Raw genomic sequence first — 26,925 nt, 5'->3', positions numbered from 1 at the left:
GCTAGCACGCGGCCCAGCCTGCAAAAAACCCGTTGTCATCGGCCGCAAGACCGCATTTACCTTGCGTTAAAATCGATACTGTCGCTCATTTCAATCGGCAATGTCGGACGCCGCGGCTGATCAGGCCCGAGGCGGTGAAAGACTGAGGGCGGCGCATAGTGAGACAGCGATAGAAATGCGACTGCTGCTTGTCGAAGACAATCTCGAACTGGCCGACTGGCTGGGCAAGACCCTGCGCCAGGCGAACTATGTCGTCGACGTCGTCCATGACGGCGAGGATGTCGAGCACGCGCTGGCCGCCGGCGGCCACGCACTTGTCATCCTCGACCTGGCATTGCCGCGCATGGGCGGCCTGGAAGTGCTGCGCATGCTGCGAGCGCGCGGCAACCGGGTGCCGGTGATCGTGCTGACCGCCAACGCCAGTCTCGACGGCCGGGTCAAGGGCCTCAATGAAGGCGCCGACGACTATCTGGCCAAGCCGTTCCAGATCGAGGAACTGGAGGCGCGCATCCGCGCGCAACTGCGCCGCGCCAACGACCGCACCGCGCCTGTGGTTGCCTGCGGCGATCTCGTTTTCGACACCAACACGCGGCTGTTTTCGCTGGCCGGCGAAACGCTGGCGCTGACACCGCGCGAGCATGCGGTGCTCGAACAACTGATGGTCAAGGCCGGACGCACGGTGAGCAAGGCGGCACTGTCGGCGGCGATCTACGATTTCGAGACCGATGCCGATCCCAGTGCCATCGAAATCTATGTGCACCGTGTGCGCAAGAAGCTTGAAGGGTCGCGCGTCCAGATCGCCACCTTGCGTGGCCTCGGCTATCTCTTGCGTCATGAGGAGTAGCAGCCTCCGCCTGCAGTTGCTGGCCTGGGTGGTGCTGCCGCTCGCCGGGCTCGCCACCATCAATCTGTGGACCAGCCATGGCAACGCCCTGGCCACCGCCGATCTGGTCACCGACCGGATGCTGCTGGCTTCGGCACGAACCATCGCTGAACAGGTCGCCATGGCCGACGGCGTGCTCGATACCTCGATTCCACCGGCGGCGATCGAGATGTTCGATACCGGCGATCGAGACAGTGTCTACTACCATGTCAAGACTGCCAGGGGGCGGCTGCTGACCGGCTATCCCGACCTGCCGGAGGCGCCGAAGCAACCCAGCGTCGAAGAAACCTATCGCGATCACCGGCTGCGGCTGCTTACTTTCAGCCACACCGTGGTCGGCGCCGGAGACGACTCGCCGATATCCGTCACCGTTGGCGTCACGCTTGCCGGGCACGATGCGATGGTGCGGCATTTGTGGTTCAACGCTTTCGCCCAGCAACTGGCGCTGGTGGCTATTGCCGGCATCTTCGTGCTGCTCGGCCTGCGTCGCGGCCTGGCACCGCTGATCAGGCTGCGCGACGCCGTGCGGTCGCCAAGCCGCAGCGATCTCGATCCCGTGGAAGTACCAGGCGCGCAAAGCGAGATCCGCCCGCTGATCGATGCGCTGAACGCCTATATGGAGCGGGTGCGGGCGCAGATGGCGGCGCAGCGCCGCTTCATCGCCAATGCGGCGCACCAGCTGCGCACGCCGTTGGCGTTGCTGTCGACGCAGGCGAGCTACGCGCTTCGCGAAAGCGCCGCCGAGGCACGCCAGGAAGCGCTGGTGGCGCTGCAGGCTAGCTCCGGCAGACTGGCGCGGCTGGCCGAACAGCTTCTGACCCTGTCGCGTGCCGAGCCGGGCAGCCGGCGGCCACGCGCCGACCGCGTCGACCTGACCGAAGCCGCCCGCCACGTGCTGGAAACGCAGGCGCCGACGGCAATCGGTCGCCACATCGATCTCGGCCTCGAGGAGGCTGGACCCGTGCCGGTCATCGGCGACGGCACCATGTTGCGCGAGATGATCGTCAACCTTGTCGACAACGCGCTGCGCTACTCGCCGGCCGGCGGCAGCGTCACGGTTAAGCTGGCGGCCGTCGACGACGAAGCCGTGCTGACGGTCACCGACGACGGGCCCGGCATCCCAGTGGACGAGCGAGACCATGTTTTCGAGCGCTTCTACCGCGTTGCCGGATCGACCGAGGAAGGCAGCGGGCTTGGCCTCGCGATCGTGCGCGAGGTCGTCGAAAATGCCAGCGGCCGCGTCACCCTCGGGGATGGCGCGACCGGCGGCCTGGTGGTTGAGGTCAGGCTGCCACTGGCGAGCAGCTAGGTTATGTCGCCGCTCACTGCGTCTCATGCAGTGGCTGAGGACGCCATTTCGCCAGGCGATTCTCGACCATGGTCATCAGATATTCGGCACCGAGCGCCACCACCATGACGATGACGATCGCGGCATACATGCCGGCGGCGTCGAAGGATCCCTTGGCGATGTTGATCAGCAGGCCGATGCCGTAACGCGAGCCAACGAACTCGCCAACGATAGCGCCGATGATGGCAAAGCCGAAGCTGACATGCAGGCTAGCGAAAATCCAACTCATCGCCGAAGGGACGATCACCGAGCGGGTCAACTGCCAGTTGGATGCACCCAGGATACGCGCATTGGCGATCATCGCCCTGTCGGCTTCCCGGACGCCCTGGAAGGCATTGTGGAACACGACGAAGAAAACCATCACGAAGGCAAGTGCCACTTTCGAAGCGAGGCCGAGGCCGAGGATCATGATGAAGATCGGCGCCAGGACCACGCGCGGAATGGAGTTGATCACCTTGATGTAGATGGAGAAGATATCGGCGGCCATCCGGTTACGGCCGAGCGCGACGCCGATGATGATCCCGGCAACCGAGCCGGTCACAAAGCCGATGACCGATTCCTCCATTGTGACATAGAGGTGGTACCACAGAGGCCCCTCCGACGTTCCTTCCGTCGTCCATTCGTACAGCCGCTGCGCGATCGCGCTCGGCATTGCATAGAAGAACGGATCGATCCAGGCTTTGCGCGCCGCGATTTCCCACAGGCCGAGAAAGGCGATCAGAATGGCGACCCGCCAGAATATCACGGTGCGGCGGCGGTGCAGTGCCGCCTTCGCGGCGGCTGCCTCGATTTCCGCATCCGAAGTGCCGGGCCTGAAAGCTCCTGCGTTGATGTCAATGGCGGCATCGGTCATGGCTTTCCTCCTCAGGCTGCGGCGCGCGCATAGCTGGTTTCGACCTCTTCCTTGAGGTCCGCCCAGATCGTGCGCGAGTAATTGATGAAGCTCTGCTCGTAGCGGATATCGGCGACCACGCGCGGGCGCGGCAGATCGATGGTGTAGACCGACTTGACCGTGGCCGGTCCGGCGGTCAGGACATAGACCTTGTCGGCGAGCGCAATCGCCTCTTCGAGATCATGCGTGACGAAGACCACCGAAGCCTTCGCCTCAGACCACAGGCGCAGCAGTTCCTCGTGCATCAGCACGCGTGTCTGCACGTCGAGCGCCGAAAACGGCTCGTCCATGAGAAGAATCTCGGGTCCGTTTATGAAAGTCTGGGCCAACGCCACACGTTTGCGCATGCCGCCGGAAAGCTGATGCGGATAGTGCTGTTCGAAACGCGACAAGCCGACACGCGCCAGCCAGTCGCGCGCTGCGGCCGCAGCGTCCGGCTTCGCTCTACCGCGAAAGAGTGGACCAGCCATCACGTTTTCGATCACCGTTCGCCAAGGAAACAAGGCGTCACTTTGGAAAACAAAACCAATGCGCGGGTCTATTCCCGTGACCGGCGCGCCCATGACGCGAACCTCGCCGGCACTTGGGCTTGCCAACCCCGTGACAAGGTTGAGGGTGGTGGATTTTCCGCAACCGGTCGGGCCGACAACGGCGACAAATTCGCCGCGTTCAACGGTCATGGTGAAATCGCGTAACGCTGTCAGCGATTTGCCGGTGGGTGAAAGGAAACGCCGGCTGACGTTGATCAGCTCGATCGCTGGTGCATTTTTTTCAATGGCCATGGTGGAACTCCTGGGTACGAGCAAACGCCCGCCGTCGGCCCAAGGCCGCCGGACGTCAAAACTGATGGTACCGGCGCGATGTCGTTCATCGCGCCGGCACTATCTGCTACTTGGCGTTCTTGACGAATTCCGAGGTGTAGGTCTTGGAGAGGTCGATCTGCTTGCCCTGCAGTTCCTTCTTGAAGGCTGAAAGAACCGTCAGCACCGTCTCCGGGCCACCTTCGGGCATGATCCCGTCGGGGGTGAACATTGCCTTGCCTGCATCGAGGGCCTTCACATAGCCCTCCTTGTCGCCGACATAATAGTCCTTCGGCATCTTGTCGGCGATTTCGGCGCCCGTATGGGTGTTGATGAATTTCTGCGTCTTGACGAAGGCATTGGCCAGCTTCTGCACGGTGTCCTTATGCGCTTCGACCCAATCGGTCTGCATATAGAGGGAGGCGGCCGGGTAGGTGCCGCCGAGAGCAGCCTTGGTGCCTTCCATCGTGCGCATGTCGATGAGGACGGATGCTTCGCCGGTCTTCAGCAGTCGCGTGATCGTCGGCTCGGTCGTCATGCCTGCCTGGATCTTGTCCTGCTGCATAGCAGCGATAAAGGTGGTGCCGGCGCCGACCGGAACCGAGGTGAAGTCACCCAGCTTCAAACCGTTCTTGACGGCGAGATACTCCGTAAGAAAATTCGTCGATGAGCCAAGACCGGTCACGCCCAAGCTCATTCCCTTGAAGTCGGCAGGCGATTTGATCTCGGGGTGTTTCGCCGAAACAAGCTCGACCTCGCCCGGCGCCTGGCTGAACTGGACGATGGATTCGACGAATTTGCCCTTTGCCTGCAGATCGATGCAATGATCGTAGAAGCCGACAACCCCTTGCACGGCACCGGCGAGCATCTCGTTTTCGGCATCGACGCCGGCCGGCTCATTCAGCAACTCGACATCGAGACCCTCGTCCTTGAAGTAACCGAGCGCCTCGGTCAGCTTGGCGGGCAGATAGATCTGTTTCTCATAACCGCCGACCATGATGGAAACCTTTTCGTCGGCGCGCGCGGACGGCGCGGACAAGGCCATGGTGGCGACGAGTGCGGTTGTGGCGGCTGAATCAAGCAGTATTCGCGCGAGCGACATGGCCTCTTCCCTTTGTTCGTTTCCCGCGCCCTCTCTCTCCCATCGCTTTCCGCGACAAATACGGGGCGCGCGCCCAACACTTACGGCACCAACCTTTCATTCACCTTTCAAGGCCGTGCCGAAAGTCACCGCAAACCTTACGGATCGGTAAGCCGATGCTGACCCGATCATGATCTGGATAGAGCCAGTTGCCAAAACGGGGATCAGAACCAGTTCGTTTGGCTAATCACGAGATCCCGTCGCGGACAGTTCGCCTCGCTCGATCGCTCAATCCCAGCACGTCGCGCATGTCATATTCGCCGGGCGGGCGCCCCGCCACCCAGAGTGCGGCGGCGATGGCGCCACGGGCGAACATGATGCGGTCGCCGGCCGAATGCGAGAGGGTCACGGTCTCGCCCTCGGCGCAGAAGCTGACGCTGTGCTCGCCGACGATGCTGCCGCCGCGCATCACAGCAAAGCCGATTTCACTGGGCGGCCGCGGGCCGGTGACGCCATCGCGAACGCGCCTTGCGACCGTGTCCAGTTCGATGCCGCGTCCGCTGGCGGCGGCCTGTCCCAGCATCAGCGCCGTCCCGGACGGCGCATCGATCTTGTGGCGATGATGCGCCTCGACAATCTCGACATCCCAGTCGTTGGGATCAAGCGCTCGCGCCGCCTGCTCGACCAGTCCGACCAGCATGTTCAGCCCAAGCGAAAAGCTGCCGGAGCGGACGATGGCGATGGTTTTCGCGGCATCGGTGATGGTCGCCAACTCGGCGGCATCGAAGCCTGTCGAGCCAATGACCAGGGCTGGCCCGCCGCGTTCGGCGCAAAACCTGGCCAGATCAGCCGAGGCCGCCGGCGTGGTGAAATCGATCACCACATCGGCCATGGCAAGCGCCTCGTCGCGGCTCACCAGCCCCTCGCCGACAACGCCCGGTCGGTGAAAGCGGGCGGCGAGCGCCAGCCGCGCATCGGCCTGGACGGCGTTCGCCATCTGGCGGCCCATGCGACCCAGTGCACCCGCGATGGCGATCCTGACCGGTGGTTGGGGCATGGCGCTATCTCGCGGCTATTTCCACATGCCGCGCATGCGCGCCCCAATGTCGACGCGCACCTCCGGCCGGGGCGCCCTGCCCTGTGCCGCTTGCGCGCTCGGCCACGAGACCTGCTGGAAGTCTGCAAGGATCGAGGCCGGGATGAAACGGGTGCGCGAGGCATAGAGATGGCGGTCGCCGCGCGCCGCCTGGCCGTGCGGAAAGAAGCGCTGCGGCATGACCAAGCTGAGATTGTCCTTGGCCCTGGTCATCGCCACGTAGAGCAGCCGGCGCTCCTCCTCGATATCCTCCTTGGTGCCGACGCCGAGATCGGCCGGGATGCAGCCGTCGACCGTGTTGAGCACGAAGACATTCTTCCATTCCTGGCCCTTGGCCGAATGGATGGTCGACAGGATCAGATAGTCCTCGTCACGGTGCGGCGGTCCGGCCTGGTCGCTGGTGGCGTCCGGCGGGTCGAGCGTCAGCTCCGTGAGGAAGCGTTCGCGCGAGGCATAGCCCGAGCCGATCTGTTCGAGCTGCAAAAGGTCGGCCCGGCGCGTGATCGCATCCTCGTGGATGCGCTCCAGATGCGGCTCGTACCAGAGCCTGACCTGTTCGAGATCGGCCGGCCATTTGGCGCCGGCCCGCAGGCCGGAATAGAGCGCGACGAAGCCCGGCCAATCATCGGCCGCGCGCTGCGGCGGGCGCCAGCCGGCGAGGCCCATGGCCTCATCCAGAGCGGTGGTCATGGTCTCGACGATCTGCGCGGCGGCCGAAGGACCGATGCCCGGCATCAGTTGCAGCACCCGGAAGCCGGCAACGCGGTCGCGCGGGTTTTCGGCAAAGCGCAGCACCGCCAGCACGTCCTTGACGTGAGCGGCATCAAGGAATTTCAGGCCGCCGAACTTGACGAAGGGAATGTTGCGCCGGGTCAACTCGATCTCCAGCGGGCCGCTATGGTGGGAGGCGCGAAACAGCACCGCCTGCGATTTCAGCGCCGTGCCAGCTTCTCGCTCGGCCAGAATGGTATCGCAGACGAAATTGGCCTGCTCGACCTCGTCGCGCACGCTCACCAGCCTTGGCTTGTCTGTTGATTTGCGCTCCGACCACAGGTTCTTGGTGAAGCGCTCCGAGGCCTCGCCGATCACCGCATTGGCGGCGGCCAGGATGGTCTCGGTCGAGCGGTAATTGCGCTCCAGCATCACCACGTCGGCGGCCTGCGCGAACTGCTGGGGAAAATCGAGGATGTTGCGCACCTCGGCGGCACGGAACGAATAGATCGACTGCGCATCGTCGCCGACCACCGTCAGCCCGGCGCCGTCGGGTTTAAGCGCCATCAGGATAGAAGCCTGCAGCCGGTTGGTATCCTGGTATTCGTCGACCAGCACATGGTCGAAACGCCCACCCAGATGCGCGGCTATTTCAGGCTCAGCCGCCATCTGCGCCCAGTAGAGCAGCAGGTCGTCGTAATCGAGCACGTTCTGCGCCTGCTTGGCCTCGACATATCCGGCGAACAATTGCTTCAGCTGCTCCGCCCAACCGGCGCACCAGGGAAAGGCGGACCCCAGCACTTCGCCCAGCGGCGCCTGCGCGTTGACGGCACGCGAATAGATGGCAAGGCAGGTGCCCTTGGTCGGAAAGCGCGCTTCCGTCTTCGAGAACCCCAGCTCATGCCGGATCAGGTTCATCAGGTCGGCTGAATCCTCGCGGTCGTGGATGGTAAAGGCCGGATCGAGGCCAATCTCCAGCGCATAGTCGCGCAGCAGCCGGGCGCCGATGCCGTGAAAGGTGCCGGCCCAGGTCAGAGCGTCGGTGATCACCGCGGCGTCGCGGCCGAGCACCTCGCCGGCGATGCGCTCGACGCGCCTGGCCATTTCGGACGCGGCGCGGCGCGAAAAGGTCATCAGCAGGATGCGGCGCGGGTCGGCCCCCTTGACGATCAGATGGGCGACGCGATGCGCCAGCGTGTTGGTCTTGCCAGAGCCGGCACCGGCAATGACCAGTAGTGGCCCGGCAATCTGGCCGTCGCCATGCTCGACAGCCTGCCGCTGGGCGTCGTTCAGCCGGGCGAGATAGGCAGGCTGGACGGTCGGTTCCCGAAAAATCGAATCAGAGGTGGCGAGGTTCATCGCCCATCAAGCATCGTTTCTGCTTTGTTCGCAACGCCGATGCGAGAATGTCAGCCTGCCCTGCAGCCGAAGCGTGACAGCCTGCCTAGCGTTGGGGATCGATCCCCATCGCAGCCGACTGGCGGCGTAAAGCCTCACGATCATGTTGCGATGGCGGCAGCAGCAGCGGGTCGACCGTATCGGGCACGTCCTCCACCATCTTCCTGGCGATACGGTAGGTGACATAGGCCAAAGCGCCGGTGACAAGCAGACGGAACATGGTTGCAACACTCCATTGGAGCAGGACCAACCGGGGAAACGGCATTTGGTTCCCCTGCCGACCGTCTTGACCGCATAGTAGACGATCGAGGCGCGGCGAATAGAGCTTCTTGGAGAAGAAGGCCGGCGCCGCTTGGGAGGAAGAAGGGAGCGCCGGCCAAGCGGATAAATCAGGTCCGCCGCGAACAACAAGCTAGCTGAGTCTTTCCCCGGCGTCACCGGATGATTGTTTTCGTCAAATGCGTACCACCCGCACAACCTGCACGTCGCAGCATCACACGCGCGTCTTGACCATCATCCCGGCAATTTGCTTGAGGAGTTTCGCCGCCACGATGGCGGTCAGGTTGGCGATGTCGCGAAGCGGGTTTAGTTCAACGATATCAGCCGCCACTATCGGCTGGTTGACCGATTGAATCAGGTTGATGACCTGACGACTAGTCAGACCGCCGGGTTCGCGGTGCGAGACGCCTGGCGCAAAGGCCGGGTCGAGCCCGTCGAGGTCCATCGAGATGTAGACCGGCGTCTTGAGATCGAGCTCCAGATCGTCGCCAAACCGCCCCGCCTCGATCACCTCGACACCGAACCGCTTGAACTGGTCGCGATGATGGTCGTTGACGGTCCGCAGGCCGACCTGGATGAGGCGGTCGGCAAGCCGCTCTTCCATGATGCGGGCAAAGGGCGAGGTGTGGGAGCGCGGATTGCCCTGATAGGCATCGTACATATCGGGATGCGCATCGATGTGCAGAATGGTCAGGCTGGGGTGTCGGCGACGCACCGCGCGCAGTATCGGCCAGGAGATGGCATGGTCGCCGCCGAGGCAGATCAGCGGATCGCCCGGCTCCATCACCCGCCCGACCTCGCTTTCGATCAGGTCCCATGGATCGACGCCTGCGTCGAAGCGGATGTCGCCATGATCGAGAAGCCTGTCGGTCAGATCGAAACCGGTTTCGCTCCACATGCTGTAGGCGTCGGAGAACAATTCAGGACGGATATGGGCAGGTGCTTGCGCCGGCCCCTTGAAGCAGGACGAATTGTCGTCGTGGGGAATTCCCAGAAGTGAAATCCTGGTCATCAGCGTCCGATCTCTGTCAACAGGGAATTTCAGTAAACGCGGGACCTGGCTGGCGATAGGGATGGTGTTGGGCCAGCGGCGGGCGCGCCCTGGCAATCAAGCCGCAATCAACTCCCGGCTTCGCCGCCCAGTCTTTGCCTGACCATGGCGACATGGAAATTCGTGCCGAACAGCAGCCCGTCATCGCTGAAGTCGTAGCTCGAATTGTGCAGCGGCGCCGACGCCTTGCCATTGCCGAGGAAGACGAAACAGCCCGGCACATGGTCGAGGAAGCGGGCGAAATCCTCGGAGGCGGTCATCGGCTCGCGGGCGACGGAAATGTTGCCGGGCTCGAAGACACTTCTTGCGGCAGCAAATGCCGCATCGACCAGTTCGGCATCGTTGCGTAGCGGCACGAATTCGCGGCTGTAATTGACCTCGGCGGTGACATTGTAGGCGGCGGCGGTGCCCTCGGCGATGATACGCATCTGCCGCTCGATCTCGGCGCTGACCTCGGGGCGGAAGCTGCGCGCATCGCCGAGAATGCGAGCAAGACCGGGCAGTGCGTTGCGGGTGCCGTCGGTGATCAGTTCGGTCACCGAAACCACCGATATGTCGGCCGGGCTCAGCCGGCGCGAGACGATGGTCTGCAGGTTGGTGACCAGCGCGCAGGCGGCGACCAGCGTTTCGTTCCCCGAATGCGGCCGCGCGGCATGGCCGCCGAGCCCTTTCAGCACGATCTCGAAATTGTCCTCGGCCGACATGATCGGGCCGGCGCGGGTCTCGAAATGTCCGATGGGCAGGCCGGGCATGTTGTGCAGGCCAAAAATCTCGTCGAAGGGAAAGCGCTGCATCAGGCCGTCATCGAGCATGGCCAGCGCGCCTTTGCCCCATTCCTCGGCCGGCTGGAAGACGAAACGCACGGTACCGTCGAAACCACCCTCTTCGGCCAGCAGCTTTGCCGCACCGAGCAACATGGTGGTGTGGCCGTCATGGCCGCAGGCATGCATGATGCCGGGATTGCCGGAACGGTAGGGCGCAGCGGACTGCTCGGTGATGCGCAGCGCATCCATGTCGGCCCTGAGCGCAATCGCCCGGTTGCCGCTGCCGCGCTTCAGCGTGCCGACGACGCCGGTGCCGCCGACACCCTCGGTGACATCGTCGAGGCCAAATTCACGCAGCTTGGCGGCAACGAAGGCCGCGGTGCGCCTTTCCTCGAAGCCGAACTCGGGATGCGCGTGCAAATCGCGCCGCCAGACAATCATCTCCTGCCTCAGCGCGTCACGATCGAATTCGGACATTTCTTCTGTCCCCCTGACCTACTTCGCAAGTTCTGTGACCACATCAAGCAGGATGTTGGCGCCGGCAACAAGCTCGGCATCCTCAGTGTGCTCGCGCGGATTGTGGCTGATGCCGCCGGCGCTCGGCACGAAAATCATCGCTGTGGGCGCGATGCGCGCCATCATCTGTGCATCGTGGCCGGCGCCTGATGTCATGCGTTTGACGCCGAGGCCGCGGTTCTTCGCGGCAGCCTCGATCAGTTCGACAATGCGAATGTCGAAGATCACCGGCTCGAAGCGGGCCAGCCGCTCGACCGAGATCGTCACGCCTTCGGTGTCGGCAAGCTGTTCGAGACAGGCAGCAAGTGCGGCCTCCTCCGCCTGTAGGCGCTGCTCATCGGGGTCGCGCAGATCGACGGTGAAGACGGCCTGGGAGGGAATGACGTTGATGGCATTCGGCTCGAAGCGCATCGTGCCGACGGTGGCGACCGTCGGCGTGTTCGAGGCCTTGGCCCTTTCGTACAGGAAGGTGATGACCCGCGCGGCGGCGTGGCCGGCGTCGCTGCGCATCGACATCGGCGTGGTGCCGGCATGGTTGGCGACGCCGTCGATGGTGATGCGTTGCCAGGAGATGCCTTGCAGATTCTCCACTGCGCCGATCGGCACGCCTTCGCGCTCCAGCACTGGCCCCTGCTCGATATGCAGTTCCAGATAGGCGTGCGGCTTGAGGAAGCCGGGCACCTCGTCACCGGCATAGCCGATGCGGGCAAGCTCCTGCCCGAGCACGCTGCCGTCGGTGCCGACAGCCGCCAGCACCGTCTCGAAGCCGATGCCGCCGGCATGCACCAGCGAGCCCATCATATCCGGGGTATAGCGCACGCCCTCCTCGTTGGTGAAGGCGGCGACCGCGATCGGGCGCGACGGCGAAAAGCCCGATGCCTTGAGGGTCTCGATCACCTCCAGCCCGGCAAGCACACCGTAGCAGCCGTCATAGATGCCGGCATCGATGACCGTGTCGATATGCGAGCCGATGAGCAGTGGCGCCTGCCCGGCATTGTCAGGGCTTTGCCAGATGCCGAAAATGTTGCCGACCCGGTCTATGGCGACATCGAGCCCGGCCTGCCGCAGCCAGCCAACGAAGAGGTCGCGGCCCAGCCTGTCCGTGTCGGAGGCAGCCAATCGGATCAGCCTGCCCTCGCTGTCACGGCCGACGACACCGAGTTCACGGATACGGCCAAGCAGGCGCTGCGCGTAGACCGCGATCACGGCGTTGCTTCCGCAAGCATCTTGCCGGCCAGCACATCGGCCGGGCCCATGCCGACCAGTTCGGCATAGCGATGCGGGTCGGTGGCCCCTTCGGTGTTGATCACCAGCACCCGGGATTTGCCGTCGAGCCCAAGGTCGGCCTGGTGGTCAGCCACTGCCCGGATCAGCCCTGCGAGGCCGACGCCGCCGCTTTCGCCGGCGACGATCACCGGATCGCCGGCACTTGGCCGCGCCAACCGCCGCATCACCGCGATGGCCTCGTCCTCATCCACCGTCATGAAGGCGTCGGCGGCGCGCGCCAACACACGCCAGGCGACCGGAGAGGCCTCGTAGCATTCCAGCATCGCCATCACGGTTGGTTGGCTATGCGCGACCTTGACAGGGCGCCCTGCCTGGGCGGCGGCGACAACGCACGCGGCACGCGCGGGCTCGACCACGATGAAGGTCGGCCTGGCGTCGCCGAGCCCGATGGCAAGATGGCCGGCGACCGAGGCGGCGATGCCGCCGACACCCGCCTGCACAAAGACATGGGTCGGGGGCTCCCGGAGTTGGCGCAAGGCTTCGCGCACGATCGCCGTATAGCCCTGCATGACGAGGCCGGGAATGCGCTCATAACCCGGCCACGAGGTGTCGGAGACAACGGTCCAGCCCTTTTCGGCCGAAACTTGGGCAGCTTGGCTGACCGAGTCGTCATAATTGCCGTCGACGCGGATCATCTCTGCGTCATAGCGCGCGATGGCGGCGATACGCTCTTCGCTGACACCGGCGTGGACGAAGATCGCCGCACGCGCCCCGACGAGTTGCGCACCTTGCGCGACCGACCGGCCGTGATTGCCATCGGTGGCGCAGGCAACCGTCATCGTCGCGGCAACCGCCCGAACATCCGGCTGACTAAGATCGGCCACATCGACGGGTCGACCAAGCGACCGACCTGCCTCTTCCAGCACCAGGCGGAAGACAGCATAGGCGCCGCCCAGCGCCTTGAAGCTGCCAAGGCCGAGGCGAAAGCCTTCATCCTTGATATGCAAGGCACCGAGGCCGAGTTCAGTCGACAGCACCGGCAGCGCATGCAGCGGTGTCATCAGGTGATTGTCGCGATGGGCAAGGAAACGCTCGACCGTGTCGGCCCCGGCGACCCCAAGTGTTTCGGCATCGGCCGGGTCGAGCGGCTGGCGGTGCAAGACATTGCGGTTGGGCAGGAACACTGGCGGCCTCCTTGGCAGTTCAGCGAGAACATATTGCAGGACCGGCGCAAAGAGCGCTGTAATACGACCCTCGAAATGCAAGTTTGTTTCGTCAGGATCGCCATTGCCTGCATTGCCACCTCCACTCGACAGTTTCGATCTCGCCATCCTTGCGATCCTGCAGCGCGACAACACGACGCCGCAGCGGCTGATCGGCGAAGCCGTCAACCTTTCGGCGCCGGCGGTGCAACGCCGCATCAAGCGCATGGAACAGACCGGCGTCATTGCCGGCAATGTTGCGCTGGTCGAGCCGGCGGCGGTTGGCCAGCCCATCACCATCTTCGTCGAGGTGGAACTCGAGAGCGAACGCACCGAACTCATAGACGCGGCCAAGCGGCAGTTCTCGGCCGCGCCGGAAGTGCAGCAATGCTACTACGTCACCGGCGAGGCCGATTTCATCCTGATCATCACCGTGGCCGACATGGGCGCCTACGAGGCGCTGACGCGAAAACTGTTCTTCGACAGCAACAATGTGCGGAAGTTCCGCACCTTCGTCGCCATGGACCGCGTCAAGGTCGGGCTGACGGTGCCCTTGCCCCGTTGAGAATTTGCTGGCAGCCAGACCCGGCTGCCATGCTTTTGACATTCTCCGAACGCGAATTTATTGGCGGAGGCGCGCTTGGACGACACCACCCCAGTTGCAATCATCGGTGCCGGGCCAGGGGGTCTGGCCGTTGCCGCATGCCTGCGGCAGGCCGGGGTCGACTTCATTCTTCTCGAAAAAGAGGAGCAGGCCGCACCCGCGTGGCGACGCCACTATGAGCGCGTCCACCTGCACACAACCAAACGCTATTCCTCGCTGCCTTTCGTGCCCTTTCCCAAGGATTATCCGCGCTATGTGCCGCGCGATCTCTTCGCCGACTATCTCGATGCCTACGCGCAACGCTTCGACCTGCGGCCCCGCTTTGGACAGACAGTGCGGATGATCACCCGGCAAGGCAGAGGCTGGCATGTCGAAGCGACATCCGGCGCCCTGCATGCCTCCCACGTGGTGATCGCGTCGGGCTACAACGCCGAGCCGCTGATGCCCGGATTTGCCGGCGCCGAAGCCTTCAGGGGTGAAAGGCTGCATAGCGCCGACTATCGCAACGCCGCGCCCTTTGCCGGCCAATCGGTGCTGATCGTCGGCATGGGCAACACCGGCGCCGAGATCGCGCTCGATCTGGTGGAAGGCGGTGCGTGGCCGACGATTTCGGTGCGCGGCGGCGTTCATATCGTGCCACGCGAGTTGCTTGGTGTACCCATCCAGATGGTCGGCATGGCGGCTCGCCTGATGCCGCAACGCATCAATGATGCCTTGTTCCCTGTCATCCTCGATCTGGCACTGGGCAGGCTGGAGAAATACGGGCTCAAGCGACCGAGCCAAGGGATGTTGCAGCAGATCGCCGTGGCGTCGCGCATTCCAGTGATCGATGTCGGCACGGTCGGCAAGATCCGCGAAGGCGCGATCAAGGTCGCAACCGACATTGCCGAAATCACCGAGCAAGGCGCCCATTTTGCCGACGGCGAGCATGGCGAGTTCGATGCGATCATCTTCGCCACCGGCTTCCGGCCGGGCTACGCCAGGTTGCTGCAGCCTGGCATCCAGCCGGGCCGCAGCGGCGTCAACGCACGCGCTTCGGAGCTCGGCCTCTATCTCATCGGCTTTCACAATACGGTCACCGGACTGCTGCGCGAAATCTCGATCGAGGCAGGGCAGATCGCCGACGACATCCGGCTACGACGAGACCGAAGGAAGGCGGCCGAAATCCTGCCGGTATGACTTGGCGCGGGGAGCGGAGCTCCCTTCGGCCTCAGTCTGCCGCGCGCAGCCACACCTTGTTGTCGTGGAAGGCAGCGCCGCCATAAGGTGCCGGCGCATCGGCGCCGGTCAGCACGTTGATGCCCTCGCCGCGCTCATGCGCGCTGTTTGGCCAGATGCCTTCGGCGATGACGATGCCGCGCTTGATGCCGTTGAACAGTTTTGCGTGCAGCACCACTTCGCCGCGCTCGTTGCCGACCTCGACGCGGTCGCCGTCAGCAAGCCCATGGGCCGCCGCATCGTCGGGATGCAGAAGCAGTTCCGGCCGCACTTCCTTGGCCTTCGACACCGGTGTTTCCGAAAATGTCGAGTTGAGGAAATTGCGTGCCGGCGATGTCGCCAGCCGGAACGGATGCGCCTCATCGGCGACCTCGATCAGGTCGACATGGTCGGGGAATTCCGGCAGCCGCTCCACCGGTCCGAACAGACCCATGCCCTTCGGCGGCCGGTTGGGCGCCGCCTGCCCGGTCCAGTCGGCGCGGAAGCGGAATTTCCCATCCGCGTGGCCGAAACCCTTGATGAAATGCGCGGTGTCGAAATCCGGCTGCAGGTCGACCCACTTGTCTTCCTTCAAGCTGTCGAAGCTGCCCAGCCCGCGCTTGCCCAAGATGATATCGATATGCTGCTGTTCGGTCAGGCCGAAGCCTGGACGATCAGCGACGCCGAGGCGTTCAGCCAGTTCCTCGATGACGAAATGGTTGGTGCGTGACCCTTCCGGCGGGTCGATCAGCTTGGGGCCGAGGGTGATGTGCTGGTTGCCGCCGCCCTTGTAGACGTCGTCGTGCTCGAGGAACATCGTCGCCGGCAGCACGACATCGGCGAGCTTGGCCGTGTCGGTCATGAACTGCTCGTGGACGCAGGTGAAGAGGTCGTCGCGCAGAAAACCCTGCTTCACCAGTCGCTGTTCAGGCGCGACATTGGCCGGGTTGGTGTTCTGGATCAGCATCGCCGTCACCGGCGGGCCGCCATAGAGCGCATCCTTCGCCCCGGTCAGCACCGGGCCGATGCGCGAATGGTCGAGATAGCGGATCGAGGGATCGCGCATCTTCGTGCCTTCCAGCACATCCTGGTTGAGCTTGAAGATGCCGGAATTGGAATGGAAGGCGCCACCGCCCTCATATTGCCAGCAGCCGGTGACAGCGGCGATGGAGGCCGCCGCGTGCATGTTGACCGAGCCGTTGCGCTGGCGCGCAAAACCATAGCCGAGACGGAAATAGGTTTTCTTCGTCGTGCCGACGAGCCGAGCGAAAGCCTCGATCTCGGCGACCGTCAGACCGGTAATGCCCGCTGCCCACTCCGGTGTGCGCGTCCGCAGATGCTCTTCCAGTCCCTTTGGGTCGTCGGTGTATTTTTCGAGATAGGCGCGGTCGGCCATGCCTTCCCTGAACAGCACATGCATGACCGCGCAGGCTAGCGCGCCATCGGTGCCGGGCTTCAGCACCAGGCCGAGGTCGGCCTGCTTCATCGTCGCGTTCTCATAGACGTCGATGACGACGATCCTGGCGCCGCGTTCCTTGCGCGCCTTGATGGCGTGGGTCATCACGTTGACCTGCGTGACCACCGCATTGGTGCCCCAGATCACCACGCAGTCGGATTTCGCCATCTCGCGCGGATCGGGCCCGCGCAAGGCGCCGGCCCCCATCATCCAGCCCGTCCAGGCCAGGTTGGTGCAGATCGAACCGAAAAAGCCGGAGTACTTCTTGGCGTGGCGCAGCCGGTCGATACCGTCGCGCTGCACCAGTCCCATCGTGCCGGCATAGTAATAGGGCCAGACCGTCTCCGAGCCGTATTTCTCCTCGGCCGCGATGAATTTTTCGGCGACGAGGTCGAGTGCGGCCTCCCAGCTCGCCTCCTTCCACACGCCGTCGCCCTTGGCGCCGGCCCGCACCAGCGGTTTCAGCAGACGGTCGGGATGATGGACGCGGTCGGCATAGCGCGCGACCTTGGCGCAGATGACGCCGGCCGTATAGCTGTTGGCCTTGGCGCCATGGACGCGGCCGATGCGGTTGCCATCAAGCAACTCGACCTCGAGCGCGCAGGTCGACGGGCAATCATGCGGACAGGCCGAATGGCCGATTCTGAGCTTGGCGTGCTGGTTCATGGCACTTGTCTAACGGCTTTCGGGCGCGGCGTGTAGGGCCAGTTACACGCCGTCGGTTCGCTTAAAGAGCGCATTGTAGGCGCCGCATTTTGGGCAATGCATATGGCGCTCGACATGCGTGGCCCCTGCCCCGGCGTCGACGACAACCAGATTGCCTTCTCCGCATTCAGGGCATTTTACGACAGCCCCTGGATTGATCGCCAAAACCTTCGCAGCCCCGATCCAAGATTCCTTCGACATGCCCTATTCCGCCGTGCCTTCCTCGTACTCGGCCGACATGGTCAGCCATTTTTCCTCGTGGCCGGCCAGTGTCTGGGCCAGTTGCGAGCGCTCCTTGGCCAGCCGGGTCGCCGTCGAGGGGTCCTTCTCGTAGACGGCCGGATTGGACAGCTCGTCCTCGATGCCGTCGATGCGCTTGCGGATGCGGTCCATCAGCGCTTCGGTGGCGCGGATTTCCTTGGCCAGCGGCTCGAAGGCGGCGCGGCGCGCAGCCGCATCGCGGCGGCGGTCGGCCTTTGATGCCTTGTCCGCCTCGCGCTTGCCACGGCGGTCGCCCGACACACCGGTGACCAGCGTCTTGTAGTCTTCGAGGTCGCCGTCATACGGATTGACTGCGCCGTCCTTGACCAGCCACAGCCGGTCGGCGGTCGCCTCCAGCAGATGGCGATCGTGCGAGATCAGGATCACCGCGCCAGGAAATTCGTTCAGCGCATGGATCAGCGATTCACGGCTGTCGATGTCGAGATGGTTGGTCGGCTCGTCGAGGATGAACAGGTTCGGTCCCTCGAAGGCCGACAGACCCATCAACAGCCGCGCCTTCTCGCCGCCGGACAGATCCTTGGCGGCGGTGTTCATCTTCTCGGTGGTGAGGCCGAACTGGGCGACGCGTCCGCGCACCTTCGATTCCGGCGCCTCCGGCATCAGCCGGCGAACATGCTCGTAGGCGTTTTCCTCAGGCCGGAGATCGTCGAGCTGGTGCTGGGCGAAGATCGCCACCTTCAGCCCGGGCGCCACCGTCATGGTGCCGGCCTCCTGCTTCAGCCGGCCGGACAGCAATTTGGCGAAGGTCGACTTGCCGTTGCCGTTGGCGCCGAGCAGCGCGATGCGGTCGTCGGCATCGATGCGCAGGGTCATCTTCTTGAGGATCGGCTGCCCCTCGGTGTAGCCGACATTGACGTTGTTCAGCGCCACGATCGGCGAGGCCACCGTCTTCACCGGCTCGGGGAAGGAGAACGGCCGCACCGTATCGTTGACGATCGCGGCGATCGGCTTCATCCTCTCCAGCGCCTTGATGCGCGACTGCGCCTGTCTCGCCTTCGAGGCCTTGGCGCGGAAGCGCTCGACGAAGGATTCCATATGCTTGCGGGCGGCTTCCTGCTTGACCCTGCCCTTCTCCTGCAGTTCCTTCTGCTCGGTATACTGACGCTCGAACTGATCGTAGCCGCCACGCCAGAAGGTCAGCTTCTTCTGGTCAAGATGAACGATCGAATTGACGGCGCGGTTGAGCAGGTCGCGATCATGCGAGATCAGAAGAACGGTGTGCGGATACTTCGACACATAGTTTTCCAACCACAGCGTGCCTTCGAGGTCGAGATAGTTGGTCGGCTCGTCGAGCAGCAGAAGGTCAGGCTCGGCAAACAGCACCGCCGCAAGCGCCACGCGCATGCGCCAGCCGCCGGAGAAGGACGAGGCCGGGCGGCGCTGCGCAACATCATCGAAGCCGAGACCGGCAAGAATGGTGGCCGCGCGCGACTCGGCTGAGTGCGCGTCGATATCGGCCAGCCGCATGTGGATGTCGGCGATGCGGTGCGGATCGGTGGCGGTCTTTTCCTCTTCAAGGAGTGCCGTTCGCTCGAGATCGGCCTTGAGCACGATCTCGATCAGCGGGTCCTCGGTGCCGGGCGCTTCCTGCGCCACCTGGCCGATGCGCGTGTTCTTGGGCAGGCTGATCGAGCCCGTCTCGGAGGCGAGGTCGCCGGTGATGGCCTTGAACAGCGTCGTCTTACCGGTGCCGTTGCGACCGACAAGACCGGCCTTGGTGCCGGCCGGCAAGGTCAGCGAGGCGTGGTCGAGAAGCAGGCGTCCGGCCATGCGGAGCGAAAGGTCGTTGATGATCAGCATGGCCGCGCTTTTGCACCGGACATCAACGCTTCGCAAGACCTTGCGGGCCAGTTGGCCGCACAAGGCCTGAAAACGACGCCCGCAAAGGCGTCGTCAAGGCAGCCGATCTGCCTACCTACCCGGCCAGGCAGCGCTCAGGCAGTCCCCTTGCGCTTCGTCGCCTTGGCTGCGACGGCCGGCGCTGCTGCCGGCTTGCGGCCAAGCCCCGTCGACTTTGCCAGCGCCGACCGTGTCGCCGAATAGTTTGGCGCAACCATCGGATAGTCCGGCGGCAAGCTCCATTTGGCCCGGTAGTCGTCCGGGCTCAAGCCATAATCGGTCCTGAGGTGTCGCTTGAGCGACTTGAACTTCTTTCCGTCCTCAAGACAGATGATGTAGTCGGGAAACACCGACTTCTTCGGGTTCACGGCCGGAACCAGGCTTGGGCTTTCCGCGACAGGTGCACCAGCCAGCTTGCGCACCGAAGCGCTGACGCTGGCAATCAATTCAGGTAGACCGGAAGCCGGAAGCGGATTGTTGCCTATATAGGCCGAGACAATATCGGCCGTCAGTTCGATAACGGTCTTATCATCGATATTTGACAATTCTATCACCCTATTTCCGACAAAGTCATCCACCCCAGTGAAGACTTGTGTCTTTGTATCTCTTTAGCCGCGCCCCCCAACGGACCGCCAAGTCTCAACAAGGAATCAAGACTCGCAAAAATACTTTTCATGGGAAATCGACGTCGCGCAAATTAGAAAATCTAATACTTGGGACTAGCAGACTTAGCAGCATGACCGTCGGCCAATATCTCTAGAATACGCTTCCAACGGGCGCAACGGCTGAAGTCCTTTTGCTCTATAGCCTTTTCGGCCTTCATGGCGGCATATAGCGGTGCCTCGGCGCCAAATTCCTTGATCAGCCAATGCGCTTCCTGCCTGGCCAGACGTTCGTTTTCGTCAAACATGGTTCTGGGCCTCCGAACGTTCCACGCCGACCGCGACGCAACTGCCGATGACGAGGACGGCTCCGACAATGGCCGTCATCGTCAGCCTTTCGCCCGATAGCGTCAGCAGCAGCGTCGAGGCGATCGGCGTGAGATAGGCGACGACCGCGACCTTGCCGCTGCCTTCGAGCTTCAAGGCGCGTGACCAGAAGTAGTAACCCAACCCCATAGGACCGGCGCCGAGATAGAGCCCGAGAGCCAGGTCCGTGCCGACGGGCCAGGCGAAACCGTCGCGAGCGCACCACAAGAACGTCAAGGCGACACCGATCAGCGACGAGGGCAGCAACAGGCGATCCGGCGAGGTGGCAACGCGTCCCACCATGATCGAATAGAAGGCCATGCACAGTGCGGACCCGAATGCGGCGACATAGCCGACGAGATCGCCCTGGAGCCAGGATTGGTTACGCCCTCCCGAAATCACCAGTGCAACGCCGATGAAGCCCACAACCGCGGCGAGGCCCAGCAGTGCCGGGCGCCGCGGATTCTGCAGAGCGATGACCGCCGCAGCGACCATCAACGGCCAGGTGTAGGCCACCAGATTGGCCTCGATCACCGGCATCGAAGCGAAAGCGATGTATTGCAGCACCATGGTGCCGACCAGACCGATGAAGCCGACCGCGAGAGAGACGAGCGCCGGCCCTGCCGAAACTGGCACGGCCCTTTCCCGGCTCATCAACCGGATGGCGGCGAAGAGGAGTGCAGCTCCTGTAAACTGCAGGAGTTGCACCTGCGACACCGGATGGCTGGCCAGCAGGGATTTGCCGACCAGCGCATTGGTCGACCACAACGCCACCGCCCCGGCAGCAAAGACCAGCGCGGTTACCGGGCCGGATCCATGCCGAAAGAACTGGCGTGGGCCTCTATCTCTGTGTTCGACCATGATCCTGTCCGAAAACCGGTTCCCACTTTCCGGGATCATGGCTGATTACCATGATTCCCTGGCTCCGCCCGGAATCGGCGCCTCGGACGACGCCGGAACAGGATGCTCTTGCTCGAACCGGCGATAGGCCGGCAACTGGTTGGTCCAGACGTCTTCGGCCAGCTCGTTGACCCATTCGCGGTCATGGTCGTTGTCGGCGGCGAGATAGAACATGCGGTTGTCGTCGACATAGGGCTTGGCCACCGAGCGTTGGTTGAGCACCAGCGTGACGCGTTCGCCGAACCGGATCGGCGCGGTGCGATGCAGGACACCGAGAAACTGCCCAAGCGTGGCGTAGTTCATCTTGTGATCGATGCGCATGACACGGTTGCGCGGAATCTCGCGGCCGGATTCGAGGATGGCGCGGCCGGTTTCGGAGTCGTCGCAGTAGATTTCGAGGTGGCCGCCGACCAGCGGATTGCTGATCGACAGCGGAATGAGCTCGGTGACCGGAACGCCATCGCAATGCCATTCAACGGCGCCGTCCTTGGGATTCATGAAGGTCACCGTCGAGCCGACGATCGACAGCGGATAGGGCTCCAGCTTGGTGCCCATCATGTCGGACAGCCGCTCCAGGCGCAGCTTGTCATGCAGCAACTCCTTGATCTCGGGGATGAAACGGTCGGCGCCGGTGATGAAGGTCAAGTCAAGGTGCTTGTGCACGGCATGGCTGGCCTTGAGCTTCAGAGCAGCTTCCTCAATTGCTGCAAGCAGGGCCGGGTCATAGCCGTGCAGATATTGCGCGACGCCGAAACTCGACACCTTCCAGGCGGTTTCGTGACCGATGATGGCTTCGCGGCTCATCGCATAACGCAGTTCGGGGATGGTATGGGCGTTCATTGTACTTCTCCGGGGCGGGGGCAACACTTGGGAAACAGTCGATTAGATCACCCACCCCTGTAAAATTAGGAATGCTGGTGCTAGTGTAAGCCCAGCTTAAGGTCGAAACCGTGCGTCTGCTCAGTCAGGTCAACCTCAATTCGCTGAAAATCGTGGAGAGTGCTGCGAGGCACGGGAATTTCACGCGCGCCGGCGAAGAACAGTTTATCACCGCGTCAGCGGTCAGCCAGCGCGTCAAAAGCCTTGAGGATCAACTGCGTTTCAAGATTTTCCAGCGCGGCGGCAATGCAGTGTCGCTGACGCCGGAGGGCGAGACTTATGTCTCGCGCGTTCGCGAGGCGCTGGAGAGGATCGTCGCCGCCAGCATGGAGGCGACCGGGCAATCGCAGGAACATGTGTTGAAGATATCGGTGCTGCCGACCTTTGCGGCACGCTGGCTGTTTCCGCGCCTGCCGCTGTTCCAACGGCAACATCCCGATATTGTGATGCGGGTCTCGACATCCTACGCGACGCATGAATTGACGACTTCCGAGTTCGATCTCGAAATCCGTTATGGCGACGGCCACTTTCATGGGCTCCAATCCGATCTGCTGTTCCGGGAAGACCTGACGCCGGTGTGCAGCAGGAAACTCTTCCACGAAATCCTGGGCGACAAGCCACTGTCGAAGGTGAGGCCCGAAGATCTGCGCCACTTCACGCTGCTGCATTCCGACACCTGCACCCAGAACTGGCAATCATGGCTCGACTTCGCCGGCGCCGGCTTCGTGCTCCGCGAGACCAAAAGCATCTATTTCGATTCCTGCATGATGTCCTACGAGGCGGCTAACGCAGGATTGGGATTTGCCGTGGCCAATCGTGCCTATATGGCCAGCGATATCCGGGCCGAAAGGCTGGTGGCTCCATTCAAGGTGCACCACCCGAATACCGCGGGGTGGTATTTCGTCTGCCCCGACAAGACGCTGCACGCTCGCAAGGTATCGCTGTTCAAACAGTGGATCGTGGCGGAAGCCGCACTGACGCAGAACCAGTTGGACAGCGAGACCGCCGGCTGAACTTCGATCTGCCCCCAGCCAGGATCAGGCGAAAGCCCTGCCCTCCTCGGTGCGCTGGAAGAGCATCAGGTCCAGACCCAGGCTTGGCTGCCCCAGGATGGTCAGAATCGTGTGCGCCTGGCCGCGGTGATGTGTCTGGTGGTTGAAGACATGATCCAGTGCCGGGGCAAGCCTTTGCGAGACCGTGCGCATGTCCGAGACCGTCATATAGGTGAAGCGGCCCGTCAACGCCTTGTCGCTGAGGCCGCCAACCCAATCGATGATCCTCCTGTCCTCGGCTTCACGCACCATCCGCAGGCCGGGCAAGCCCCGGTGGAGGACGGCATCCAGCGTCGTCGGCGCGTCGCCCTCGCCGGTGAAGCGCTTCATCCAGATACGGTCAGCTGTCAGCAAGTGGTTGAGAGTGCCCATCATCGAGCCGAAGAAGGCGCCGACATTGCGGTTGAATTCCTCTTCGTCGAGTTCGGCCGCGGCATCGTAGATGCGGTTGTTGGCCCATTGATTATAGGCCGCAAACATCATGAAATGCTGTCTCATGGCTTCCCTCGGCTCGCATCGATGCGGGGCCTACCTAACCCGCTAGAGGCCCAACGCCAATGACCATTCTGCTCTATGACCTCGTCGGACGCGACGCTGGCCGTCCGTTCAGCCCGCATTGCTGGAAGGTGGCGATGGCGCTTGCGCACAAGGGGCTCGACATTTCGACCGCACCGACGCGCTTTCTCGAAGTGCCCGCTGTCGAGGGCGGCGTTTCGAAAACCGTTCCGGTGATCCGCGACGGCGAGACGGTCGTCGCCGATTCCTTCGCCATCGCGCTCTATCTTGACGAAGCCTATCCGGATCGGCCGACGCTGTTTGGCGGCGAAGGCGGCAAGGCGATGGCACGCTTCATCGAACGCTGGTCGCAACTGACGATCCATCCCTATGTCACCACCGCGGCGATCATCGACCTCCACGCCATGCAGGACGAGGAGAACGCCGCTTATTTCCGCCAGAGCCGCGAGCAACGCCTTGGCAGGAAGCTGGAGGATATAGTCACCGCGCGCGACGCCGGACTGGCAACATTCCGCACTGCATTGGAGCCGCTGCGCTCAATGCTCGGCTACCAGCCCTACATTGGCGGCACGTCGCCGCTGTTCGCCGACTACGTCGTCTTCGGCGCCCTGCAATGGGCGCGCATAGCCTCGCCCTACCAGCTGCTCGAAGACAGCGACGTGGTGGCGCAATGGTTCGCCCGCTGCCTCGACCTGCACGGCGGGCTGGCGCGAAAGGTGGCGGCGGCGTGACGCCGCAGCGCCTCACCTTGGTGCTGAGCAGGCACGATGGCCGTCAATCCCTGCGAGAAAGGCCAGCAGCGATATAGCCAAGCCTACTTGGCTGCCGCCTTTTTTGGCTTGCTGGTCTTTGTGGCAGCCTTCGCCTCCCTAGGGGCGGCTTTGGCCTTGGGAGCGGCTTTGGCCTTGGGAGCGGCTTTTGCCTTGCCGGCACCAGTTGCCTTTTTGGCTGCCGACTTGCCCCCGGCATCCTCCTGGTCGATGTCGGCTACCGCCTGATGCCAATGGCGATCATGATGGCCAGCCGGTTGTCCCTCTTCCAGCCAGATCTGATGCGCACGGTTGCGAATGCGTTCCTGACGATCGTCTGCCATGATCATGTGGTCTCCATTCGGGCCGACTTCAGCGCGGCGCCGACACGCAACTATAGCAAGCAAAGCATCGCATGACAGCCATCCGATCTCGCCTGCTGGTCGGCCTCATCGGCGCCGGCCTGACACAGAAACGCACAGCTGCTCCGGCCCTTCGCATCGCTGCGGGCGTCGGTTACTCGGAAAGCCAGTCAATTGGCTTTCCGTCCGCTTCGCGGACCGTCCCTCGCCCCTTTGATCTCACCCCTTGGCAATGGCACGGGCGGCTTGTATAGAGCCCGCCACTCTCAATTCCATCTCATCACAAGGACAACCCATGGCGCTCGAACGCACCTTTTCCATGATCAAGCCGGACGCGACCCGGCGCAACCTCACCGGCGCCATCACCAGGATGCTGGAAGAGGCCGGCTTGCGCGTCATCGCCTCGCGCCGGGTCTGGATGAGCCGTCGTGAGGCGGAAGGCTTCTATGCCGTCCACAAGGACCGTCCGTTCTTCGGCGAGCTGGTCGAGTTCATGTCGTCGGCACCGACCATCGTGCAGGTGCTGGAAGGCGAGAACGCCATTGCCAGGAACCGTGAAGTGATGGGCGCCACCAACCCGGCCAATGCCGCCGAAGGCACCATCCGCAAGGTGCATGCGCTGTCGATCGGCGAAAACTCGGTGCACGGCTCCGATGCGCCGGAGACGGCAGCGGAAGAGATCAAGTACTGGTTCTCGGACACCGAAATCGTCGGCTGACACGACAGTCCAGACCTTGGACTCCTGTAAAAAAGGCCGGCGTCTCGCCGGCCTTTTTCATTGGTGCAACGATCCGCTCTCGCCGCGCCGGGGTGACGCCGGACCGGGCATCAGCTTGCGGCACTGAAGCGCAGGATCTCGCGGCCATCCTTGTCTGATATGACGAGCTTGCCGTCGCCGACACTATATGACGCCGCCTTGGTCAAGGCATCGAACAGCGCCTTTTCCTCGGCCATCACCTCGGGTGCGCAGGCCTTGTAGGTCGAGCCGATGTCGCTGATCGCGATCGCCTGGCCTTCGACCTTGGCGGTGGCGAAATAGGTGTTGCAGGGACCGCTGCCGCCCGCCCTGCCGGCCTCGCTGATCCTGAACGTGGCTTGCGGCGCGGCGATGGCGCCAATGCCGTCGACATAGTCCACCAGCCAGATCTGACCAATGACAGAAGCCGTCTGCTCGGCGCTCGGCGTGACCATCTTCAGCATGATGGTCTGCGGCACGTCGGTCAGCGGATCGACCTGATGGCGCATATCGGAGATGAACAGGAGCTTGCCGTCGACGGTAATGCGGGCTTGCAAGGCGTAGTTCATCTGCGACCGGATGACGGAGGGATCGAATTTGATCTCGAAGCTGATCGGCACCTGGCCGGCCGGCTTCACGTTCTGCTCGCCGATGATCGTGGCCGGCGCGTCGGCGAGCGAGACATCGGCAAGCTGGACGGAGAGCACGGCACTTGGCGGCAAGGCGATGCGCTCGCGATAGATCACCTCGCCTCGCATTGTATTTTCGGCGGCAACAGACAGTTCCGGCACGGCCAATATGCCGACGACCAGAGGCACGAAACCGAAGACGAAGAACTCCGCGATCCTGTCCAGCATGACCATCTCCCTCGCCCCGGGCTGCCAATGCCCAGGCTGACCAACCGCGACCAATTGGCCAAAGGATTGCGGTCAATGCATGGCTGCGACAGGATTTATTCGGACGGTTTCCAGCGCTGTGCGGCCTTGGCGTCGGCTTCCTTGGCCTCGACCCAGCCGCCCTCGGAGCCGTCAGCGCGATGCTCCTTCTTCCAGAACGGCGCGCGCGATTTCAGGTAGTCCATAAGAAAGTTCGCTGCCTCGAACGCTGCCTGGCGATGCGCCGATGCCGCCACCACCAGCACGATGTTGTCGCCGGGCGCGATCTTGCCGTGGCGGTGGATGGCGGTAAGGCCTTGCAGCGGCCAGCGCTGAATCGCTTCAACGGCGATGCGGCTGATCTCGGCCTCCGCCATGCCGGGATAATGCTCGAGTTCGAGTGCCAAGAGCGCGCCCTGCTCATCGCGGCAGAGGCCGGAGAAGGTCACCACGGCGCCGATGTCGGCGCGCCCTTGCGTCAGTCTGGCGATCTCTGCAGCGACGTCGAAATCTTCGCGCTGGATCCGCACCGTCGGCACCACGGCGGCCGACATGGA

Annotated in this window: 27 protein-coding genes; 7 read left to right on the top strand and 20 right to left on the bottom strand. The window is 63.3% G+C overall.

Annotated elements, in window-relative coordinates; translation table 11 throughout:
• The first annotated feature begins 175 nt into the window (after nt 1-175).
• Both AC0ZT5_RS22410 and AC0ZT5_RS22405 read left to right on the top strand, forming a co-directional pair.
• Nucleotides 176-844 carry a response regulator gene (locus AC0ZT5_RS22410; protein ID WP_184871099.1) on the top strand — a complete coding sequence of 223 codons (669 nt, stop codon included), beginning with the start codon at nt 176-178 and terminating at the stop codon, nt 842-844.
• Complete coding sequence (locus AC0ZT5_RS22405) at nt 834-2,192, top strand: sensor histidine kinase (RefSeq protein WP_477287170.1); 1,359 nt, start codon at nt 834-836, stop codon at nt 2,190-2,192. The genes AC0ZT5_RS22410 and AC0ZT5_RS22405 overlap by 11 nt, the downstream gene beginning before the upstream one ends.
• A 13-nt stretch (nt 2,193-2,205) precedes the next feature.
• On the opposite strand, the gene AC0ZT5_RS22400 is transcribed toward AC0ZT5_RS22405, so the two are convergent.
• The 10 genes from AC0ZT5_RS22400 to AC0ZT5_RS22355 all read right to left on the bottom strand — a co-directional run bounded on the left by AC0ZT5_RS22400 (nt 2,206) and on the right by AC0ZT5_RS22355 (nt 13,230).
• On the bottom strand, nt 2,206-3,084 hold the full coding sequence (locus tag AC0ZT5_RS22400; protein WP_488498207.1) for an ABC transporter permease: 879 nt from the start codon (nt 3,082-3,084) through the stop codon (nt 2,206-2,208).
• A gap of 11 nt (nt 3,085-3,095) precedes the next feature.
• Entirely contained in the window at nt 3,096-3,905 is an 810-nt protein-coding gene (locus AC0ZT5_RS22395; RefSeq protein WP_184872219.1) for an ABC transporter ATP-binding protein, read from the bottom strand.
• Between the two features lie 106 nt (nt 3,906-4,011).
• Complete coding sequence (locus AC0ZT5_RS22390; RefSeq protein ID WP_425492188.1) at nt 4,012-4,968, bottom strand: ABC transporter substrate-binding protein; 957 nt, start codon at nt 4,966-4,968, stop codon at nt 4,012-4,014.
• Nucleotides 4,969-5,251: 283 nt separating this feature from the next.
• Nucleotides 5,252-6,061, bottom strand: a complete 810-nt coding sequence (gene dapB / locus AC0ZT5_RS22385; protein WP_488498206.1) for a 4-hydroxy-tetrahydrodipicolinate reductase — start codon at nt 6,059-6,061, stop codon at nt 5,252-5,254.
• A 15-nt stretch (nt 6,062-6,076) separates the two neighbouring features.
• On the bottom strand, nt 6,077-8,170 hold the full coding sequence (locus tag AC0ZT5_RS22380) for an ATP-dependent helicase (protein WP_488498205.1): 2,094 nt from the start codon (nt 8,168-8,170) through the stop codon (nt 6,077-6,079).
• An 85-nt stretch (nt 8,171-8,255) separates the two neighbouring features.
• On the bottom strand, nt 8,256-8,429 hold the full coding sequence (locus AC0ZT5_RS22375) for a hypothetical protein (protein ID WP_477397155.1): 174 nt from the start codon (nt 8,427-8,429) through the stop codon (nt 8,256-8,258).
• Nucleotides 8,430-8,702: 273 nt separating this feature from the next.
• The gene (locus AC0ZT5_RS22370; RefSeq protein WP_488498204.1) at nt 8,703-9,500 is read right to left on the bottom strand and encodes an agmatinase family protein; all 798 of its coding nucleotides are present in this window, start codon (nt 9,498-9,500) and stop codon (nt 8,703-8,705) included.
• Between the two features lie 107 nt (nt 9,501-9,607).
• Nucleotides 9,608-10,780 carry a M20 aminoacylase family protein gene (locus AC0ZT5_RS22365; protein WP_488498203.1) on the bottom strand — a complete coding sequence of 391 codons (1,173 nt, stop codon included), beginning with the start codon at nt 10,778-10,780 and terminating at the stop codon, nt 9,608-9,610.
• Between the two features lie 18 nt (nt 10,781-10,798).
• Nucleotides 10,799-12,025, bottom strand: coding sequence for an allantoate amidohydrolase (locus AC0ZT5_RS22360; protein ID WP_488498202.1), 1,227 nt, complete (start codon nt 12,023-12,025; stop codon nt 10,799-10,801).
• A complete protein-coding gene (locus tag AC0ZT5_RS22355) occupies nt 12,022-13,230 on the bottom strand; it encodes a diaminopropionate ammonia-lyase (protein ID WP_488498201.1) in 1,209 nt (402 codons plus the stop codon). The genes AC0ZT5_RS22360 and AC0ZT5_RS22355 overlap by 4 nt, the downstream gene beginning before the upstream one ends.
• Nucleotides 13,231-13,333: 103 nt before the next feature.
• On the opposite strand from AC0ZT5_RS22355, the gene AC0ZT5_RS22350 reads away from it, so the two are divergent.
• Both AC0ZT5_RS22350 and AC0ZT5_RS22345 read left to right on the top strand, forming a co-directional pair.
• On the top strand, nt 13,334-13,813 hold the full coding sequence (locus AC0ZT5_RS22350) for an Lrp/AsnC family transcriptional regulator (RefSeq protein ID WP_488498200.1): 480 nt from the start codon (nt 13,334-13,336) through the stop codon (nt 13,811-13,813).
• Between the two features lie 75 nt (nt 13,814-13,888).
• Nucleotides 13,889-15,031 carry a flavin-containing monooxygenase gene (locus AC0ZT5_RS22345; protein ID WP_488498199.1) on the top strand — a complete coding sequence of 381 codons (1,143 nt, stop codon included), beginning with the start codon at nt 13,889-13,891 and terminating at the stop codon, nt 15,029-15,031.
• Nucleotides 15,032-15,062: 31 nt separating this feature from the next.
• Here the strand turns inward: AC0ZT5_RS22345 and AC0ZT5_RS22340 are convergent, their stop codons facing one another.
• The 6 genes from AC0ZT5_RS22340 to AC0ZT5_RS22315 form a co-directional block, all read right to left on the bottom strand.
• Nucleotides 15,063-17,171, bottom strand: coding sequence for a molybdopterin-containing oxidoreductase family protein (locus AC0ZT5_RS22340; RefSeq protein WP_488498198.1), 2,109 nt, complete (start codon nt 17,169-17,171; stop codon nt 15,063-15,065).
• Nucleotides 17,172-17,414: 243 nt separating this feature from the next.
• A complete protein-coding gene (locus tag AC0ZT5_RS22335) occupies nt 17,415-19,292 on the bottom strand; it encodes an ABC-F family ATP-binding cassette domain-containing protein (RefSeq protein WP_488498197.1) in 1,878 nt (625 codons plus the stop codon).
• Nucleotides 19,293-19,426: 134 nt separating this feature from the next.
• Nucleotides 19,427-19,876 (bottom strand): Ros/MucR family transcriptional regulator, encoded by a 450-nt coding sequence (locus AC0ZT5_RS22330; RefSeq protein WP_488498196.1) that lies wholly within the window; start codon nt 19,874-19,876, stop codon nt 19,427-19,429.
• 161 nt (nt 19,877-20,037) lie between these two features.
• Nucleotides 20,038-20,241: a hypothetical protein gene (locus tag AC0ZT5_RS22325; RefSeq protein WP_095086282.1), complete on the bottom strand. Its 204-nt coding sequence runs from the start codon at nt 20,239-20,241 to the stop codon at nt 20,038-20,040.
• The gene (locus tag AC0ZT5_RS22320) at nt 20,234-21,160 is read right to left on the bottom strand and encodes a DMT family transporter (RefSeq protein ID WP_488498195.1); all 927 of its coding nucleotides are present in this window, start codon (nt 21,158-21,160) and stop codon (nt 20,234-20,236) included. The genes AC0ZT5_RS22325 and AC0ZT5_RS22320 overlap by 8 nt, the downstream gene beginning before the upstream one ends.
• 45 nt (nt 21,161-21,205) lie before the next feature.
• Nucleotides 21,206-22,039, bottom strand: a complete 834-nt coding sequence (locus tag AC0ZT5_RS22315; RefSeq protein WP_457151393.1) for a hypothetical protein — start codon at nt 22,037-22,039, stop codon at nt 21,206-21,208.
• 110 nt (nt 22,040-22,149) lie between these two features.
• Between AC0ZT5_RS22315 and AC0ZT5_RS22310 the strand changes: the two genes are divergently transcribed.
• Entirely contained in the window at nt 22,150-23,091 is a 942-nt protein-coding gene (locus tag AC0ZT5_RS22310) for a LysR substrate-binding domain-containing protein (RefSeq protein WP_488498194.1), read from the top strand.
• Nucleotides 23,092-23,115: 24 nt separating this feature from the next.
• Here the strand turns inward: AC0ZT5_RS22310 and AC0ZT5_RS22305 are convergent, their stop codons facing one another.
• Complete coding sequence (locus AC0ZT5_RS22305; protein WP_488498193.1) at nt 23,116-23,628, bottom strand: DinB family protein; 513 nt, start codon at nt 23,626-23,628, stop codon at nt 23,116-23,118.
• A 59-nt stretch (nt 23,629-23,687) separates the two neighbouring features.
• Between AC0ZT5_RS22305 and AC0ZT5_RS22300 the strand changes: the two genes are divergently transcribed.
• Nucleotides 23,688-24,377, top strand: a complete 690-nt coding sequence (locus tag AC0ZT5_RS22300; protein ID WP_488498192.1) for a glutathione S-transferase family protein — start codon at nt 23,688-23,690, stop codon at nt 24,375-24,377.
• Between the two features lie 83 nt (nt 24,378-24,460).
• Here AC0ZT5_RS22300 and AC0ZT5_RS22295 read toward each other — a convergent pair whose 3' ends face one another.
• Nucleotides 24,461-24,745 (bottom strand): DUF2934 domain-containing protein, encoded by a 285-nt coding sequence (locus AC0ZT5_RS22295; protein ID WP_488498191.1) that lies wholly within the window; start codon nt 24,743-24,745, stop codon nt 24,461-24,463.
• Nucleotides 24,746-25,052: 307 nt separating this feature from the next.
• Here AC0ZT5_RS22295 and ndk point away from each other — a divergent pair, with 307 nt between their 5' ends.
• A complete protein-coding gene (gene ndk / locus AC0ZT5_RS22290) occupies nt 25,053-25,475 on the top strand; it encodes a nucleoside-diphosphate kinase (protein ID WP_027048827.1) in 423 nt (140 codons plus the stop codon).
• 110 nt (nt 25,476-25,585) lie between these two features.
• Here the strand turns inward: ndk and AC0ZT5_RS22285 are convergent, their stop codons facing one another.
• Entirely contained in the window at nt 25,586-26,350 is a 765-nt protein-coding gene (locus AC0ZT5_RS22285; protein WP_488498190.1) for a YbaY family lipoprotein, read from the bottom strand.
• A 95-nt stretch (nt 26,351-26,445) separates the two neighbouring features.
• Nucleotides 26,446-26,922 carry a molybdenum cofactor biosynthesis protein MoaE gene (locus tag AC0ZT5_RS22280; protein WP_488498189.1) on the bottom strand — a complete coding sequence of 159 codons (477 nt, stop codon included), beginning with the start codon at nt 26,920-26,922 and terminating at the stop codon, nt 26,446-26,448.
• Nucleotides 26,923-26,925 lie beyond the last annotated feature (3 nt).

The sequence above is a fragment of the Mesorhizobium sp. CNPSo 4670 genome (assembly GCF_057784235.1).
The sequence above is the reverse complement of the archived record's forward strand: the minus strand, read 5'-3'. Positions and strand labels throughout refer to the sequence as shown.